We start from the raw sequence: 17,249 nt of genomic DNA on the forward strand, positions 1-17,249 counted from the left end.
GCCACAATGCGCGTGCACCGTCTGTATTGAAGACAAAAGACTGAACGACCGAAAGACTGCCATGGCTCATTCTCCATTCACCCGTCTTGCCAGATTCGCCCGACCCGCCCGTCGCACCGTGCTGCTGGCCGCCGCCTCGCTGGCGACAACCGCCGTCTTCGCCCAGCACGCGGCGCACGACTGGCCGCAGCAACCCGTCACGCTGATCATGGGATTCCCGGCCGGCTCGGGCGTGGACGTGGTGGCCCGCACCATCCAGGAGCCGCTGGCGAAGCAGTTGGGCAAGCCGGTCATCATCGACTACAAGTCGGGCGCCGCGGGCAACATCGCCAGCGACTACGTGGCCCACGCGAAGCCCGACGGCTACACGCTCTCCTTCGGCACCGCCGCCACGCACGGCAGCAACGCCGCGCTCTACAAGAAGCTGCCCTTCGACGTGGAGGCCGACTTCGTGCCGGTGGCGCCGGTGCTCGACGTGTCGAACGTGCTCACCATCAATTCCGACGTGATCAACGTCAAGACCTTGAAGGAATTCGTCGAGCTGGTCAAGGCCAACCCCGGCAAGTACAACTATGCGTCTACAGGCAACGGCGCCGGCACGCACATGGCCTTTGCCGAGTTCAATTCGCGCCTGGGCCTGAACATGGTGCACGTGCCCTACAAGGGCGGCCCCGAGGCCATCACGTCGGTGGTGCGCGGCGAGACCTGCTGCATCATGAACCAGGTGCAGACCGTGCTGCCGCACTACAAGGCCGGCAAGGTGCGCCTGCTGGGCGTGACCACCGCGGCGGCCGTGCCCGCGGTGAAGGAGGTGCCCACCATCGCATCGAGCGGCCTGCCCGGCACCAAGGGCTTCGACAGCTCGATCTGGTTCGGCATCTTCGCGCCCAAGGGCACCGACCCGCAGATCGTCGACAAGCTCAACGCGGCGGTGAAGGCGGTGCTCGAGACGCCCGAGATCCGCGAGCGCTTCGAGAGCCAGGGCAACACCGTGCGCATCGAGTCGCCGGCACAGTTCAAGAAGACCGTGCACGACAACCGGGTGAAGTGGGCCGAGGTCGCGAAGGCGGCGAACATCAGCATCGACTGATGCTGGTGCTCAGAGCGTCTTCGTCAGCGTGAGGATGAAGCGCGCCTTGTTCGGCGAGTAGGTCTGCCTGCCCAACGGCCCGAAGCCCAGGTCGATGCCCGGATTGCTCACGGACAGATACGCGCTCTGCCTGTTGGCTCCCTGCACCGAGCCTGCCAGCGAGAGCCCGTTGCCGAAGTCGTAGCTCGCGCCCACGTTGTAGTCGACGTAGCTCTTGTAGCCCAGGCTGCGGATGTCGCTCGACATGTTCGTGTAGCCCACGGCCGCCTTCAGCGTGAGCTTGGGCGCGATCTCCTTGCTGTAGGCGAGGTTCAGGTAGCCGGTGTTGGTGCCCTTGAGGCCCGAGCCGGCCTTGTTGCCCGCATAGCCGAAGTAGTCCTTCGACACCGTGTGCGAGTACTTCAGCGTGAACGAGCCGATGGTCTCGTCGGTGTAGCCCGCGCTTCCGTAGAGCTCGGTGGTGTTGCCCGAGGAGTTGCCCGGGTAGATGTACGTGAGCGCGCCCACGTCCATGTCGAAGGGGCCGGCCTTGAACTTGTAGCCGCCGTAGATGTCGCTTTCGATGCTGTTGCCCTTGAGCCAGTTGACGCTCGAATTCCAGTTGCCCAGGTAGAAGCCGCTGTCGCCGAAGGCGTAGTCGAAGCCGCCCTGGATGGCGGGCTTGAAGGCGCTGGTCTTGGCGTAGTCGTTCTTGCCGAGCATGTCCTGGTCCTGGCCGCGGAACTTGTAGTCGGTGGTGAGCGACACATTGCCGCTGAGCTGTGCGCTCGCGAGCACCGGCAGGGCGCCCAGGGTGGGAAGAACGAGCATCGGCAGTGCGATGCGCAGAAGGTTTTTCATCGAAGAAATCGCTGACGAATGGAGGAGCCGGCAGCGTAGGGGCGGGCGTCTAAACGCCACGTAAAAATCGAAGCCCGCTGCGCAAAAGTTTCATCGCAGCGCTGGCCGAGATGGAGCTACGAAGCCTCTTGCCTGGCCGCCGACACCGCGGCGCGCAGTGCCAGCAGATAGCTGTCCACCCCGAAGCCGCAGATCTGCCCCTTCACGATCTCGGCAAAGACCGACTTGTGCCGGAACTCCTCGCGCGCGTGGATGTTCGACATGTGCAGCTCCACCACCGGGCAGGTCAGTATCGCGAGCGCATCGCGTATGCCGTAGCTGTAGTGGGTCCACGCGCCGGCGTTGATCAGCACCGCGTCCTTGCCCTGTTCGAAGGCCTGGTGGATGCGCTCGCACATGGCACCTTCGCTGTTCGTCTGGTAGCTCTCCACCTCCGCGCCGAGCTCGCGGCCGAGCGCCTGCAGCGCAGTGTCGATCTGCGCCAGCGTGGTGGTTCCGTACTGCTCCGGGTCGCGCTTGCCGAACATGTTGTGGTTGATGCCGTGAAGCATGAGCACGTTCATCGCGGTTTCCTTTCCTGGTGTTGATGATTCGGTCGGCTGTGGCCTCACGGTCAGCGCGAGGACTGCCATGAGGCCAGGAGCTTGCGCGCCGCGTTGCACGCCCTCGCGGCACGCTCCGCGGCTGCGAGTGCCGGATGGGTACTGCCGGTCGGCACTTCCACGCCGACGGGAATGTCCCGCGGCAGTGCATCCATGAAGGCCTTCAGCGGCAACTCGCCTTCGCCGGGGAACAGTCGTCCTTCGCGCGCCTCGGCCACGAGGCCTGCATCCGTCGGGTCCTGCCGCGGCGCATCACAGAGCTGCACCGAGCCCAGCGCGCCAGCCGGTACCTCCCGCAGCATCGCGGCGGTGCCGCCGCAGCGGAACAAATGCAGTACGTCGATCAGCAGGCGCCCGTTGGCCCGTCCCGCGCGCTCGACGATCGAGAGCGCCTGCTGCAGCGTGCCGATGACGCGAAAGCGCATGAACTCCAGGTCCACCCCGAGGCCGGCCCCCGCCGCGAGGTCGCACAGCTCGCCGAAGCGATCGACGAGGCGATACGTGTCGGCATCGTCGCCCGACACATTGATGCGGCTGGCGCCCAGCTCCGCGGCCAGCGCCACCACCGCAGCGAACTCGCCGATGCGGACCCCGGGTGTCAGCGGAATGAACTCGACGTCGTGAATGCCCACGCCGGCATCGGCCATCCGACGGCGCCACACCGGCACCGTGGCAACACTCGGCGGATACGAGACCGCACCGGGCGCGGCAGGAAGGATACGGATGCCGACGCTCTGGAAACCGGCTTCGGCGGCCAGGTCGAACAGCGCGGGAGGCGCCACCTCGAGCACCGTGAGATGGGCAAGCGACAAGGGTGTCATTTGTGCAGCACCTGTCCCAGGAAATCGCGCAGCCTCGCGTGCTTCGGGGCCCCGAAGAACTCCTCGGGCGAGGCTTGCTCGACGATCTCGCCGCGGTCCATGAAGAGCACCCGGTCGGCCACGGCGCGCGCGAAGCCCATCTCGTGCGTCACGCACAGCATCGTCATGCCTTCCTCGGCAAGGCCGGTCATGGTGTCGAGCACTTCCTTCACCATCTCGGGGTCGAGCGCGGAGGTCGGCTCGTCGAACAGCATGATCCGCGGCGTCATGCACAGCGCCCTGGCGATGGCAACGCGCTGCTGCTGTCCGCCCGAGAGTTGTGCCGGGTACTTCCTCGCGTGTTCGGGAATTCGCACGCGCGACAGGTACTTCATCGCCGTGGCCTCGGCTTCGGCCCTGCCCGTGCCGCGCACCTTCATCGGCGCGAGCATGCAGTTCTCCAGAACCGTGAGATGCGGAAACAGGTTGAACTGCTGGAACACCATGCCGACCTCGGCGCGCACCGCCTTGACGTTCCTCGCGTCGGCGCCCAGGTCGATGCCGCCGACGACGATGCGGCCCTTCTGGTAGGGCTCCAGCCGGTTGATGCAGCGGATGGTCGTCGACTTGCCGGAGCCCGATGGCCCGCAGATGACGATGCGCTCGCCCTTGCGCACTTTCAGGTCGACGTCGGTCAGCACCTGCATCGTGCCGAACCACTTGCTGACCTTTTCCATCGTGATCACGGTTTCCGCGCCGACCGCATGCGGCATGGCGTGGTCCGGCGCGATGCCGCAGTCGTTGGAAATCATGGTGTGCCGGCTCCCAGGGGCTTGCGCCGTCACTTCGCCACCACGCGGGGCAGGGCGGACTCGGTCTCGCCGGTGGCGGGCAGGTCCTTGTCCATGTCCTGTCCGATCCACTTCCTGTAGAGCGCGGGCAGCTCGCCGCTGGCGAGCTTGCGCGCGATGAAGTCGTTGATGTAGCCGACCCATTCGCGCTCGCCCGGCCGCACCGTGGCGCCTTGGAAACCACGGGCTACCACCAGCTTGACCTCGTACTTGCCCGCGCCCGCGACCTGCGCGATGGGGCCCAGTTGCGAGTTCGCGGCGCCGGCCAGATCCACCTGGCCCGACAGCAGGGCCTGCACGGCGGCGGCGTCGTCGTCGAAGCGCTGGATAGTGGCGCCGGTGCGCGCCTGCGTCACCGACGAGTCCTGCACGCTGCCGCGCGGCACGCCGATGCGCAGGCCCTTCAGGTCGGCGTAGCTCTTCATCGGCGGCGTGCCCGCCTTGCCGATCAGAACGGTCTCCAGGTACGAGTAAGGCCGGGAGAACAGCACGACCTTCTGCCGGTCGGCAAGGATCGTGACCACCGCCGCGAGCACGTCGACCTGCCCGGTCAGCAGCGCCGCCGTGCGGTTGGCCACCGTCACCGGCGTGAACTCGGGCCTGACGCCCAAGTCCTTCGCGAGCATTTCCGCGAACTCGATGTCGTAGCCCGTCAGCTTGCCGCTCTTGTCGCTGAACCCCCAGGGCACCTGGGCCACCTGCGCGCCGATCTTCAGCACGCCGGCCTTCTTGATGTCGGCCACTTTCTGCGCCTGCGCGAGGCCTTGCACCGCCAGGCCCAGCAGCAGCGTGAGCGCGGCGCGGCGGATGAATTGTCGAGACATGGTTTGCTCCTCGGGTGGATGCGGAGAGGTCCGCGGTTTCTTGTCTGTCGGAAACGGAATCAGTGGGTGGAGGCGAAGCGCCGCTCCAGTCGCGCGCTGTAGCGCGACAGCGGAAAGCAGATGGCGAAGTAGCAGGCTCCCACCAGCCCGAAGGCGAGCAGCGGCTTGTACGTGATGCTGGAAACCAGCTGGCCCGAGCGCGAGAGCTCGACGAAACCGATGATGGCCGCCAGCGAGGTCCCCTTGATGAGCTGCACCAGGAAGCCTACCGTCGGTGCGAACGACATGCGAAGCGCCTGCGGCAGCACCACGTGGCGCATGCGCGTGCCGTAGCCGAGCCCCAGCGCGGCGGCGGCCTCGGTCTGCCCGCGCGGCACCGCCTGAATGCCGCCGCGCCAGATCTCGCCGAGGAAGGCGCCGGCATGCAGCGTCAGCCCCACGGCCGCAGCCACCCAGACGTTCACCTTCCACCCGAGCACCGGCAATCCGTAGAAAACCAGGAACAGCTGAAGCAGCATCGGCGTGCCCTGGAAAAAGTCGATGAAGGCGCCCGCGGCGATGCGCAGCCCTTTCCAGGGCGAGGTGCGCGCCAGCGCCACCAGCAGCCCCGCCAGGCCACCGCCCATGAAGGCGATGGCGGACAGCATCAGCGTGGCGCCCATGCCGGCGGCGACGAGCCAGAACTCGGTCAGCGTGAAGTCGCGGATCATGCTTGCCTCCTCACCGCGCGGGATAGGAGAAGTACAGCCGGTCGATCGCCTTGAAGAGCGTCGAGAAGATCGTCGACATCGCCAGGTAGAGCAGCGCCGCGACGATGTAGACCTCGAAGCTGCGGAAGGTGGCCGAGTCGATGTTCTGCGCGACCGACGTCAGCTCTTCGGCCGAGATCGACGAGACGATGCTGGTCGTCAGCAGCAGCATCACGAACTGCCCCGTCAGCGCCGGATAGATGGTCCGCAGCGCGGGCTTGAGGACGACGTGGCGCAGCGTCTGCAGGGGGCTCAGGCCGAGGGCCGCGCCGGCCTCGAACTGTCCGCGCGGCACCGACTCGATGCCCGTGCGCAGGATCTCCGCGCAGAAGGCCCCCAGGTTCAGGCTCAGCGCCAGCACCGCCGCCGCGTTCGGCGTGAGGCTCACCCCGAGCGATGGCAGCCCGAAGAAGACGAACAGCACCTGCACCAGGAACGGCGTGTTGCGGATCAGCTCGATGTAGGCCTCGGCGAACCAGCGAAGCCCTGCCAGCGGCGACCGTCTGGCCAGCACGGTCAGCAGTCCGGCGGCCAGGCCGATGGCCACCGACACCGCGGAAAGCCGCAGTGTCAACCAGCAGCCTTCGGCGAAGGCTTCCCAATGCGGCATCAGCACCGCGAAGTCGAATGTGTAGCTCATGGCTGTTTGCTCTTGTCTCGTGGAGCGGTTGTTGTTGGATCTCTTGTCTGTCTCCGTGCCTTGCGGCGGCCTGCGCGGCCCCCGGCGCCCGCGTCGGGCGGGATGCGCGTGCCTGCGCTACGAAGGCAGCGTCACGCTGCCTCCGCTAGAGGCGGCCTGCGTCACCGCCAGCGTCGCTTCCAGCGTGCGGAAGCCGTCGAGCGCGGAGCACACCGGCTCCTCGCGGCCTTCGATGAGTGCGGCGAAATGACGGATCTGCTCGCTGTAGGGGCAGCCGGTGTGCACGGCGGTGCGCTCCTGCGTCAGCGGGTCGTGCCAGCCCTGGGCGGGCCCCTGGTCCTCGCGGTAGTGCCAGAGCTCCAGGCGCGGCAGCGTCAGCGAGCCCTCGGTGCCCGAGTAGTAGTGCGCGTTGATGTCCTGGCGCGGAAAGCGCTCCGCCTCGCCCACACCCAGGTCCCAGTTCCACGGCGCGGCCGCGGTGTCCGATACCGTGACCGTGCCCAGCGCGCCGTTGCGAAAGCGCAGCGCCACCACGGCCGTGTCCTCGACCTCGAAGCCGCGCACCGCGTTCGAGGCCAGTGCTTGCACGCTCTCGATCTCCCCGTACAGATGGCGCATCAGGTCAATGTCGTGGATCAGGTTGATCAGGATCGGCCCGCCGCCCTGCTGGCGCCGCCACGTCACGTCGAAGTAGTCGCGCGGCTTGAGCCAGGTGCACATCACCGTCGCGCTCACGGGGCGGCCGAGCGCGCCATCGGCGACGATGGCACGGGCCCTGCGCATGATCGGGTTGTGGCGGCGCTGGTGTCCCACCAGCACGGGCAACCCCGTGGCTCTCGACGCCTCGCAGATGCGCCGCCCGTCCTCGAGCGTGTCGGCGATGGGCTTTTCGACCAGCACAGCCGCACCGTGCTCCAGGCATTCGATCGTGATCCGCGCATGGGTCGCGTTCGGCGTGGCGACCACCACGCCCCTGGGCCTGGTCTCGGCGAGCAGCGCGCGATGGTCGGCGAAGCAGGGCACGCCCACCGCACGCGCCAGCTCGGCCGCCGTAGGCGTGGGATCGGCGATGCCGACCAGTTCGGCGTCGGCGCTGCCCAGCACGCGATCGATGTGGGTCTTGCCGATCAGGCCTGCGCCGATGACCGCGATGGGGAGTTTGCTCATGGTCCTTTGTCTCGTCTCGTTGGCTGTGGGAACTGCCGCGGAGTCTAGTAACAACGATAGAAACTACAATCCGCCTTCTGTTGACCCGATATCAACAGATCGTTGATAAAAAGCCATGGACCTGAAAGACCTGGAAGTGTTCTGCGAGGCCGCCCGCCGCTCCAGCTTCGTCGGCGCCTCCCTGGAGATCGGAACCACCTCGGCGCACATCAGCAAGCGCATCGCCATCCTCGAATCCCAGCTCGGCGTGCGCCTGTTCCACCGCACCACGCGGCGCGTGGTGATCACCGAGGACGGCGAGCGCGCCTACCAGTGGGCGCAGCGCATCCTCGACGACGCCAACGCCATGTCGGAAGCCTTCAGCAGCGCCAAAAAGGAGCCCTCGGGGCCGCTGCGGATCGCAACCAGCCAGCGGCTGGGGCGCGAGCATGTGGCGCCCATCCTGTCCGCGCTCGGCAAGCGCTATCCGCGCATCGAGGTCTGGCTGGAGCTGATGGACCGGCGCGTCGACCTGATCACCGAGAACTTCGATCTCGACATCCGCGTGGGCGACCCCACCCAGCCGCGGCTCATCGCGCAGCGCATGGTCGAGAGCCGGCGCATCCTCTGCGCCTCGCCCGACTACCTCGCGCAGCACGGCCACCCGAAGACGGTGGCCGAACTCGCGGAGCACGAGTGCCTGCTGTTCCGCGAGCGCGACCAGCCCTTCGGCAACTGGCGGTTGATGGGTCCCCGGGGCATGGAAGCCGTCAAGGTGACGAGCCGGTTCAGCTCCAACCACAGCGATGTCGTGCGAGGCTGGAGCATCGACGGCAAGGGCATCTGCCTGCTGTCGATCTGGGACGTCGCGCAGCCGCTGATCGACGGCCGCGTGACGCGGGTGCTGCCCGCCTATCACGAGCCGGCCGACATCTGGGCCATGACCAGCACCCGCTCAGCCGGCTCGGCGAAGGTCCGCGTGTGCGTGGAGTTCCTGAAGAAGCGGCTCGCCAACGGGCCGCATGCGTTGAACATCGATCCGGAGGGGCCGAGAAGCTGAGCGGAGGTCCTCAGCCGCCTCGCACGCGCTTCGTGGCGGGCATCGTCATCGCCACCACGCCCGTCACCACGCAGGCCAGCCCGATCCACGCCGTCGGCGCCAGCCGCTCGCCCAGGAACACCACGCCGATCGTCACGCCGATGGGTACGCGCAGGTAGGCCTGGGCGGCGGTGGACATCGGCCCGAGCGTCTTGATGAGCCGGAAGTAGATCGTGAAGGCAAGCGCCGTGGAGAGCACCGCGAGCGCGAGCACCGCCGACATCGACGCGGCCGACGGCGCGAGCGTCCAAGGCCTGTCGATGAGGATGCTCGCTGGCAGCAGCATCGCCGCGCCGCTCACGAGCGATCCAGCCGCCGGCACCATCGGGTCCAGCCCCTTGAACACGCGGCCGAACATCGCGGCGCAGCCGTAGCAGACGGCGGCGGCCACCAGGGCGAGCTGCGCAAGCAGCGAATGCCCGAGCCCGTTCAGCGCCTCGAAGCCCACGATGAGGCAGATGCCCGCGAGGCCCGCGCCCACGCCGAACAGGCGGCGCAGCGTGGGCCTGTCGGCGCCGCCGAGGCCCAGCCCCAGCAGGAAGATGAAGATCGGCGAGGTCGAGTTGAGGATGGTCGCCAGCCCCGCGTCGACGCTGCGCTCCGCCCATGCGATGAGCGTGAAGGGCAGCACGCTGTTGAGGCAGGCCTGCAGCACGAAGCGGCCCCACGTCGCGGGCTCCGTCGGCAGCCTCACGCCGCGCATGTGAAGCACCGCAAGCAGCAGCAGGCCGGCGACGAGCGTGCGCGCCGCGATCAGCGTGACCGGCGGGATCGTCGCCACGCCGATCTTGATGAAGGTGTACGAGGCGCCCCAGCAGGTGGCGAGCACCGCGAGCAGCACCCATTCGAAGGCGAGGTTGGCGCGGGGCGTGTCGATGGAGGAGGGTGTGGATGCGTGCATGGTGCGCCGATCATTCCCTCACCGGCGCGGCCACACTTCGGCCGCGAGCTAAGCGTGGATGCCTCAGTGGTCGTGCGCGTGCGGTTTGCTGCCGCCGGTGCCGCCGCCATTCAGCAGCGTCGCCAGGTCGACTTCCTGCTCCGCTGCCGCCCCCGCGATCACCCGCTGTTCCAGCTCGTCGAGATGCTCCAGCGCCACGGCCAGCGCCTTGTCGAGCGACTTGCCCGTGGCCAGCGCATCGATGATCTGTTCATGCTCGCGCGGTGCGCAGCTCGCGGCCTCGGCGGAGTCGTAGAGCGCCTTGTAGAGCTCGGTGTTCGAGATCAGCCGCTTGATGTACGACAGCAGCTCTTCACTCTGCGCCATCTCCGCAAGCAGCAGGTGGAAGTCGCCGGCCAGCCTGACCGCGTCTTCGCGCCGGCCTTCCTTGAAGGCCTTCTGCTCCGCCTGCACGTGCTTGCGCAGCGCGGCCACCTGGTCGCGCGAAAGGTTGCCGAACAGCGTGGTCACCAGCCCCGCTTCCACGATGCGGCGCGCACGATAGATGCCGCGCATGTCGTCGATCGAGGGGTTGGGCACGAAGGCGCCGCGGTTGTGCTCCAGCACCAGCCGCTTTTCCGAGCCCAGCCGCGCCAGCGCCTTGCGTACCGCGCCGCGCGTGCAGCCCAGCGCTTCGGCCAGCGCGCGCTCGCGCAGCGGCGTGCCGGGGCGCAGCTTGCCGCTCAGCAAGGCCTTGGAGACGGCGCCGTAGACGCGTTCGTCCACGTTCGCATCGTCGGCTTCCGTGAGTTCGGGGGAGGGGGCGGTCGCTGGGGATTTGCGGGCGGCGGAGGGCATAGGCAGCCGGATTATTGCCTGCGCCCGGCAGCCTCAGGGAAAGCCCCCGGATTGACTCGGCACCCTGCGCTCCGTACCATCCGCCTCCGTTTGGTTAACCAAATAAAACTGTATGGTTAACCAAAATTCGAGAAAATCCCAACCCGAGACAAGAATCGAGGCCTCCATGAAATCCGCCAAATGGCTTGCCGCACTGCCGGTCGCCGCCTTCTTCAGCGGGGGATGGCTGTCCTCCGTCGCCCCCACCTTCGTGCTCGGCATGCCCTTCCTGATGGTGTGGAACGTCAGCTGGCTGGTGCTGACCTCGCTGATCATGGTGGTCATCGACCGTGCCGAAGGCGACATCGACGCGCCTTCTCCTTCTTCTTCCTCCACCGGAGACGCGCGATGAACGCGGCACTCGGCGTCATCGCCCTGTTCGTCGTCGGCGCGCTGGCCCTCGCCGTGCTCGCGCGGCGCGGCCGCACCATGAGCCTGGAGCAATGGGCGCTCGGCGGGCGCGGGCTGGGCGCCATCATGGTGTTCCTGCTGATGGCGGGCGAATCGTTCTCCACCTTCACCTTCCTGGGCGCGAGCGGCTGGTCCTACAGCAAGGGCACGCCGGCCTTCTACATCCTGGCCTACGGCGGGCTGGCCTACCTCATGGCCTTCTGGATGCTGCCGGCCATCTGGCGCTACGCCACCGCGAACAAGCTGGTGTCGTTCTCCGACTTCTTCGCCCACAAGTACGACAGCCGCGCGCTGGGCGTGCTGGTGTCCATCGTGGCGCTCATGGGCATGGTCGCGCTGCTCACCATCCAGCTGCGCGGGCTCGGCATCATCGTGTCGGAAGCTTCGTACGGCTCCATCGCGCCGCAGGTGGCGATCTGGATCGGCACGCTGGTCATGGTCAGCTACATCCTGTTCTCGGGCATCCACGGCTCGGCCAGCATCGCCATCGTGAAGGACATCCTCATCCTCGCGCTCGCCGTGTTCCTCGGCATCTACCTGCCGTGGCACTACTACGGCGGCGTCACGCCGATGTTCACCGCCATCCATGCGGCGAACCCCAGCTTCTTCGAATTTCCGAAGGAAGGACTGAACCTCACCTGGTACAACTCGACCATCCTGCTGACGGCGCTGGGCTACTACCTCTACCCGTTCAACCTCACCTCGGTGTACGCCGCCAAGAGCGCGAGCGCGGTGCGCCGCAACACCATCCTGATGCCGCTGTACCAGGTGGTCATCGCCTTCCTGTTCCTGGTCGGCTTCGCGGCCATCCTGCAGGTGCCGGGGCTCAAGGGCTCCGACGTCGACCTGGCCCTCTTCGGCCTCGTGAAGCACACCTTCGACCCGTGGTTCGTCGGCGTGATCGGCGGCACGGGCGTGCTCACGGCTCTGGTGCCGGGCTCGATGATCCTGCTCACCGCCTCCACCGTGATCGGCAAGAACGTCTACAAGGAAGGCTTCGCGCCCCACGCCACCGACAAGCAGGTGTCGCGCGTCGCACGCTGGGTGCTGCCGGTGTTCGCGCTGGTGGCGGTGTACTTCGTGCTGCGCGGCGGCACCACCATCGTGTCGGTGGCCATCTTCGCCTCAAGCCTGCTCACGCAGCTGCTGCCCTCGCTGCTCTTCAGCCTCATGAAGAAGCCCTTCGGCAACAGGCACGCGGCCTTCGCCGGCATCCTGGCGGGCGGCGCGGTGCTGGGCTTCATGATGACCACCGGCTCCAACCTGGGTACGCTGTTCCCGGCAGCGCCGGTGGTGTTCAAGTCGCTCAACACCGGGCTCGTGGCGCTGGCGACGAATGCGCTGGTGTTCGTCGTGGTGGCGCTGCTCACCCCGAACACGACCCGCCGCGCCATCGCAGCCCAGCCTGCCTGACAGCCATGGATAGAGAAACGGACCGCCCCACATGCCATCGCTCCTGATCCGCAACGTGCGCCCCATGGGCGCCTCCTCCGTCGACGTGCTGGTGCAGGACGACCGCATTGCCGCTATCGGCCCGGCGCTTGCCGCGCCGGCCGGCACTACCGTCGAGGAAGGCCACGGCGCCTTGTTGCTGCCCGGCCTCGTCGAAGGCCACACGCACCTCGACAAGACGATGTGGGGCATGGACTGGTACCGCAACGAAGTCGGCGTGAACCTCATCGACAAGATCGAGAACGAGCGCGCCTTCCGCCATGCCAGCGGGCACGACGCGGCCGCTCAGTCGCTCGTGCTGGCCAAGGCTTTTCTCGCGCTCGGCACCACGCGGCTGCGCACGCACGTCGACGTCGACACCCAGGCCGGCCTGCGCCACCTCGAAGGAACCATCCGCACGCGCGAGGCGCTGAGCAAGCTGCAGCAGATCCAGATCGTCGCCTTCCCGCAGTCGGGCCTGCTGGGCCGTCCGGGCACGGCCGAGTTGCTCGACCAGTCGCTGGCGATGGGCGCCGACGTGCTCGGCGGCCTCGACCCCTGCGCCATCGACGGCGATCCGGTGAAGTCGCTCGACGTGCTCTTCGGCATCGCCCACAAGCACCAGCGCCCGGTCGACATCCACCTGCACGAGCCCGGCGCCATGGGTGCCTTCTCGCTCGACCTGATCCTGCAGCGCACCGAGGCGCTGGGCATGCAGGGCAAGGTGGCCATCAGCCACGGCTTCTGCCTTGGCGACGTGAGCGAACGCGAGCGCGAGGCATTGCTCGCGCGCATGGCGAAGCTCGGCGTGGTGCTCGTCACCAGCGCACCGCCTTCGCGCACCGTGCCGCCGCTCATGGCCTGCAGGCAGGCCGGCGTGGCCGTGCTCGGCGGCAACGACGGCATCCGCGACACCTGGTCGCCCTACGGCAACCCCGACATGCTCGAGCGCGCCATGATCATCGGCCTGCGCTACAACCTGCGCCGCGACGACGAGATCGAAGTGGCGCTCGACACCGTCACCCACTCGGGTGCACGCGGCTGCGGCTTCGAAGCCTATGGCCTTGAAGTGGGCTGCCGCGCCGACCTGGTGCTGGTCGATGCGCAGACCGTCGCGCACGCCGTCGTCTCGCGCCCCGTGCGCAAGCTGGTGGTGGCGGGTGGCCGCATCGTGGCGCGCAACGGCGTGCTGCAGGCGGATGTGGCGTCTCTGTGAGGGCAGGGCGCAGTCGTGACGGAGGCATCGCCTTCGCGATCGTCATCGTGCTGGTGGCGCTGAACCTACGCGCCTTTCTCACCTCGAGCAGCCCGCTGCTCGAACCCATCCGCCTCGCGACCGGCATCGGCTTCCATGCGGTGGCGCTGCTCACCGTGCTGCCGATGTTCGCGATGGGCGCCACATCGCTCTTCGGCGCGGCGGTCGGCCAGCGCATCGGCGCGCGCGGTGGCGTCGGGCTCGGGCTGGCGGCCATCGCCCTGGCTTGCGCGAGCCGGTACGTGGCTGGCGGCGCGGCGGCACTGCTGTGGAGCGCCGCACTCGCCGGCGCAGGCGTGGGCCTGGTGCAGGCGCTGATGCCCGGCGTGGTGAAGCAGGCCTACCCGGCGCGCATCGGCGTGATGACGGGGCTGCACTCCGCAGCCATCATGGGCGGCGGCGGCCTCGGCGCCATGGCCAGCCCGTGGGTGGCGCACGCATTCGGCGGCGCCCAGCCCGACTGGCACGCGGGCCTGTCGATCTGGTCGCTGCTCGCCGTCTTCGCTCTGCTGTACTGGCTCAACATGCGGCGCATGGAATTCACAGCCGATGCGCCAAGGCAAGGCCTTTCGTGGTTGCGCTGCTTCGCCAGCCGCCGCGCATGGCTGCTGGCAGCGTGCTTCGGCCTCATCAACGGTGGCTATACCAGCCTCGTCGCATGGCTGCCGCACTTCTATGCACAGCAGGGCTGGACCGCGCAGCAGGGCGGCTCGGTGCTCGCGTTGATGACGGCCGCGCAGGTGGTTTCAGCACTCGCCATGCCAGCCATCGCACGAAGCCGCGGCCGTGACCTACGGCCCTGGCTGGTGCTCACGCTCGCCGCGCAGTTCGCCGGCTTTTGCGCGCTGACCTTCGACGCACCCGTGCCGGCAGTCGCCATCGCCGTCGTGCTGGGCTTCGGCCTCGGCGGCGCGTTCTCGCTGTGCATGGTGCTCGCCCTCGATCACCTGCCCGACCCCGCACAGGCCGGCGCCCTCGCGGGCTTCATGCAGGGCGTGGGCTTCATGATCGCCGCGCTCGCGCCCTTCGTCACCGGCTGGGTGCGCGAGCACACCGGCGGCTTCACGCTCGCGTGGGCTTATCTTGCTGCCGTCGTTGTGGTGCTGCTGCCGCTCATGCTGTGCTTCGATCCGCGCCGCTATGCTGCCTCCACGGCCGGTCTGTTCGATGTGCGCGGCGCGCTGCCCGGTGCTCCATCTCTTGCCGCGCTCGACAGCGCGGCCACCAGAAAGGTCTGAACACCATGTACCAGGAACAATTCATGCAACGGGCGATCGCCCTTTCTGCACAAGCGCTGAGCGAGCCTGGCACCGAGCCCTTCGGCGCCGTTGTCGTGAAGGACGGCGTGATAGTCGGCGAAGGCTTCAACCACTCCGTCGCGCATCACGATCCGACATCGCATGGCGAGGTCGAAGCGATCCGAGATGCTTGCCGCAAGCTCGGCACCGTCGACCTGCGCGGCTGCGAGCTCTACACCTCCTGCGAGCCCTGCGCGATGTGCGTGGCGGCGATGCACATTGCGGGAATCGCGAAGCTCTACTACGCGGCGTCACTTGCGCAGTCGGGCGAGGCGTTCGAGGGCGTGACGGTGGCGGCGCGGCATCCGATCGATGTGGATGCGCTGCGCGCCGAAGCGGGTGCGACGCTCGCGCAACGCAGCTTGCCGGCCGAGCAGAAGATGGATCGCGAGGCGGTGCGGATTCTTTCGGACTGGGCTGCGACGCGCAAAGGAGCGTGAACTCCACCCGGCCTTGCCGCCGCTCAAGAGCTGGTGGCGAGGATGCGTTGTGCCCAGTTCTTCTTTCCTGCAGTCTCCAGTCCTTCTGCGATCAATCGCTTCGGCGTTCGAGGCGTGGTACCTTGGCGATCGAACGGAGCACGTCGACTTGTAGCCTTCAGTACCTTGATCGCAAGTTCAGGGTGCCCGGAATTCAGAAGGTCCAGTGTTGTCTGGTCCGCAGAAGGGAACCGCTTCGCATTGATGTACATGTTTACCCATCTTGCGACTCGGTCTGGGGTCGAGCCAAGGCGGTCCCGCCGGCGCAGCAGTTCCAGGAGTTCCCCCTCCGGAGCATCCATTCTTGCAGTGGCTTTGGCTCCCCAGTCATATCCTGACTTGATCAGGTCGTCCGCAATGTCGTCCAGATTTAGATCGAGGGCCTGCGTCAGCAGCCGTTTCTCTGCGAGTGAACTGGCGAAAGACACCGCACCAGCTTTGCGCAGTTCGGACCACATCATCGGCTGGATGAACTCCTGCTGATCGGTTTGAGTCCGGCGTGCGAACAGATCAGCCTCGAGTACACCTCCGAGGCGATTGCCCGCACTGTTGATGTCGACACCACTCGCAAGCGTGCGCAGGAGCAAGTCGCGATCTCTGAAGAGCACAGCCTGGATAAGTGGGGGCTCGGCAACCGCTGCCCAGGCTATCGGAGTCCCGTCGCGGAACATGAGTCCGGTTTCCGATGCTAGCCAGGTTTTGCCTCCGTCGTCACTCCGATATAGGCCGCCAGCCTGCCAGGCGGCAAGCATGCGCTGCGGATCTACTGCATCGAGAAGCAAAGCGGTTGAGGCCCATCTCTTGTCTTTCAATTCGGGAGTTTGGCAGTCGGAAAGAGATGAGGTTGCAGGGGATCGCGGCGGTGTCCAGGACCGCCCCGCGTCAGTGCTGACATAAAAGCAGGTTGAACTCGGCGAAGCCCCGTTGTCCCAAATGCATCGCGCAAGAAGCACATCGGCCATGGCGGGTGAGCGCTGGACGCCGCACCATGTTTCACCTACCGAAGGAGGCACGGGCAGCGTGGGTGTCGATGTCGGCCCACGTTGATCGAGGTTCTGGAATCCATTGCTCGCCGGTGCCCAGCTCTTTCCTGAGTCATTGCTTTGGAGCCAATTGCCCTGAGCATTGCGCAGGACCAGTTCGCCCTCGCTGATTGCGATCAGATTGGAAAGCCGACCGCCGCGCTGTAGGCGCATCGGTTGAATTTCGAACTCGTGGATCTTTTCCCAGGACAGCCCCGCGTCTCTGGAGCGCAAGAGTACGTTCTCGTCAAGGCTGTAACTGAGGGAGCCTGCCTGTCCTGCAGTTGAAGGGGGCAGACCTCCCGGTTGCCTACGCCATGTTCTTCCATCGTCAGTTGATCGGAACCATCTACCGTCATACGCCCACCAGGCGCTGGCTTGTGTCCCGGCCGGGACGATCAAGCGGGTGGGGAAGAAGGTTCCACCGGTAGAGCCGCTCGCTTCGGAGAACTTCAATGGAGCAGTCTGGGTCCAAGTCAGTCCGCCGTCGAGTGACTCCTGCAGCCTGGGCTTCTTATCTGTGTCGATCCTGAGGTCAAGCACGAGCACGTGTTGCGCATTCCTCGGGTTGACGTGCAGTTCGGTGTACTTGGCAGGTTGAGGCAATCGCAGTGGCTCCCATGTCTGGCCACGATCGTTGGAGCGAAACACTATGCCGTTGGCCAGGGCATATATCCGATCCGGCTGCTGCGCCGATTGCGCGAAATGCCGAATCTCAACACCTCGCCAAAGGGGCATGCTGGCAAACGCTGCCCAGTGAAGCCAGAGTGTCAGTAGTCCGATCAGAAGCCGCATTCGTCAATATCCTCTCGTCGACCGGTGGTGACCTTCCCCGGTGCCATGCTTTACCGGTCAGGTCGGACTGTATCTGCTCCATCGAATTTCACGACGATGTTGTTACTCCCTGTCCCGCGCTGCCCTGAATAGAGTGCACC

18 protein-coding genes are annotated in these 17,249 nt (G+C 66.8%); 7 read left to right on the top strand and 11 right to left on the bottom strand.

Features of this window, described 5'->3' with window-relative positions; genetic code table 11:
• Positions 1 to 61: 61 nt before the first annotated feature.
• On the top strand, positions 62 to 1,090 hold the full coding sequence (locus tag ABL843_RS04615; protein ID WP_418119143.1) for a Bug family tripartite tricarboxylate transporter substrate binding protein: 1,029 nt from the start codon (positions 62 to 64) through the stop codon (positions 1,088 to 1,090).
• A gap of 9 nt (positions 1,091 to 1,099) precedes the next feature.
• Here ABL843_RS04615 and ABL843_RS04620 read toward each other — a convergent pair whose 3' ends face one another.
• The 8 genes from ABL843_RS04620 to ABL843_RS04655 form a co-directional block, all read right to left on the bottom strand.
• Positions 1,100 to 1,930 (bottom strand): TorF family putative porin, encoded by an 831-nt coding sequence (locus ABL843_RS04620; RefSeq protein WP_418119144.1) that lies wholly within the window; start codon positions 1,928 to 1,930, stop codon positions 1,100 to 1,102.
• 116 nt (positions 1,931 to 2,046) lie between these two features.
• Positions 2,047 to 2,493: a type II 3-dehydroquinate dehydratase gene (gene aroQ / locus ABL843_RS04625; RefSeq protein ID WP_184634650.1), complete on the bottom strand. Its 447-nt coding sequence runs from the start codon at positions 2,491 to 2,493 to the stop codon at positions 2,047 to 2,049.
• Positions 2,494 to 2,543: 50 nt separating this feature from the next.
• The gene (locus tag ABL843_RS04630; RefSeq protein ID WP_221297365.1) at positions 2,544 to 3,344 is read right to left on the bottom strand and encodes a sugar phosphate isomerase/epimerase family protein; all 801 of its coding nucleotides are present in this window, start codon (positions 3,342 to 3,344) and stop codon (positions 2,544 to 2,546) included.
• A gap of 5 nt (positions 3,345 to 3,349) precedes the next feature.
• Complete coding sequence (locus ABL843_RS04635) at positions 3,350 to 4,105, bottom strand: amino acid ABC transporter ATP-binding protein (RefSeq protein WP_418120437.1); 756 nt, start codon at positions 4,103 to 4,105, stop codon at positions 3,350 to 3,352.
• Between the two features lie 68 nt (positions 4,106 to 4,173).
• A complete protein-coding gene (locus ABL843_RS04640) occupies positions 4,174 to 5,007 on the bottom strand; it encodes a transporter substrate-binding domain-containing protein (RefSeq protein WP_184634654.1) in 834 nt (277 codons plus the stop codon).
• Positions 5,008 to 5,066: 59 nt separating this feature from the next.
• Positions 5,067 to 5,714: an amino acid ABC transporter permease gene (locus ABL843_RS04645; protein WP_375792079.1), complete on the bottom strand. Its 648-nt coding sequence runs from the start codon at positions 5,712 to 5,714 to the stop codon at positions 5,067 to 5,069.
• Between the two features lie 13 nt (positions 5,715 to 5,727).
• Entirely contained in the window at positions 5,728 to 6,396 is a 669-nt protein-coding gene (locus ABL843_RS04650) for an amino acid ABC transporter permease (protein WP_184634658.1), read from the bottom strand.
• Positions 6,397 to 6,513: 117 nt separating this feature from the next.
• Positions 6,514 to 7,563: a Gfo/Idh/MocA family protein gene (locus tag ABL843_RS04655; RefSeq protein WP_184634660.1), complete on the bottom strand. Its 1,050-nt coding sequence runs from the start codon at positions 7,561 to 7,563 to the stop codon at positions 6,514 to 6,516.
• A 115-nt stretch (positions 7,564 to 7,678) separates the two neighbouring features.
• On the opposite strand from ABL843_RS04655, the gene ABL843_RS04660 reads away from it, so the two are divergent.
• Positions 7,679 to 8,602, top strand: coding sequence for a LysR family transcriptional regulator (locus ABL843_RS04660; RefSeq protein ID WP_418119145.1), 924 nt, complete (start codon positions 7,679 to 7,681; stop codon positions 8,600 to 8,602).
• 10 nt (positions 8,603 to 8,612) lie between these two features.
• On the opposite strand, the gene ABL843_RS04665 is transcribed toward ABL843_RS04660, so the two are convergent.
• On the bottom strand, positions 8,613 to 9,542 hold the full coding sequence (locus ABL843_RS04665) for a DMT family transporter (protein ID WP_418119146.1): 930 nt from the start codon (positions 9,540 to 9,542) through the stop codon (positions 8,613 to 8,615).
• 63 nt (positions 9,543 to 9,605) lie between these two features.
• Positions 9,606 to 10,379 (bottom strand): GntR family transcriptional regulator, encoded by a 774-nt coding sequence (locus tag ABL843_RS04670; protein WP_418119147.1) that lies wholly within the window; start codon positions 10,377 to 10,379, stop codon positions 9,606 to 9,608.
• A 166-nt stretch (positions 10,380 to 10,545) separates the two neighbouring features.
• Here ABL843_RS04670 and ABL843_RS04675 point away from each other — a divergent pair, with 166 nt between their 5' ends.
• Genes ABL843_RS04675 through ABL843_RS04695 form a run of 5 tightly spaced genes read left to right on the top strand, consistent with a single transcriptional unit; the run spans position 10,546 to position 15,253 of the window.
• Positions 10,546 to 10,770: a DUF3311 domain-containing protein gene (locus tag ABL843_RS04675; RefSeq protein WP_184634668.1), complete on the top strand. Its 225-nt coding sequence runs from the start codon at positions 10,546 to 10,548 to the stop codon at positions 10,768 to 10,770.
• Entirely contained in the window at positions 10,767 to 12,242 is a 1,476-nt protein-coding gene (locus ABL843_RS04680; protein WP_184634670.1) for a sodium:solute symporter family protein, read from the top strand. Before ABL843_RS04675 ends, ABL843_RS04680 begins: the two co-directional genes overlap by 4 nt.
• Positions 12,243 to 12,273: 31 nt before the next feature.
• Positions 12,274 to 13,476 (top strand): amidohydrolase family protein, encoded by a 1,203-nt coding sequence (locus tag ABL843_RS04685; protein ID WP_418119148.1) that lies wholly within the window; start codon positions 12,274 to 12,276, stop codon positions 13,474 to 13,476.
• Entirely contained in the window at positions 13,473 to 14,753 is a 1,281-nt protein-coding gene (locus ABL843_RS04690) for a cyanate transporter (protein ID WP_418119149.1), read from the top strand. The genes ABL843_RS04685 and ABL843_RS04690 overlap by 4 nt, the downstream gene beginning before the upstream one ends.
• A 5-nt stretch (positions 14,754 to 14,758) precedes the next feature.
• Positions 14,759 to 15,253, top strand: a complete 495-nt coding sequence (locus ABL843_RS04695; protein WP_418119150.1) for a nucleoside deaminase — start codon at positions 14,759 to 14,761, stop codon at positions 15,251 to 15,253.
• Positions 15,254 to 15,276: 23 nt separating this feature from the next.
• On the opposite strand, the gene ABL843_RS04700 is transcribed toward ABL843_RS04695, so the two are convergent.
• Positions 15,277 to 17,109, bottom strand: coding sequence for a WD40/YVTN/BNR-like repeat-containing protein (locus ABL843_RS04700; protein ID WP_418119151.1), 1,833 nt, complete (start codon positions 17,107 to 17,109; stop codon positions 15,277 to 15,279).
• Positions 17,110 to 17,249: the final 140 nt, after the last annotated feature.

This window comes from Variovorax sp. 350MFTsu5.1 (assembly GCF_048302515.1).
Lineage (GTDB): Bacteria > Pseudomonadota > Gammaproteobacteria > Burkholderiales > Burkholderiaceae_C > Variovorax > Variovorax guangxiensis.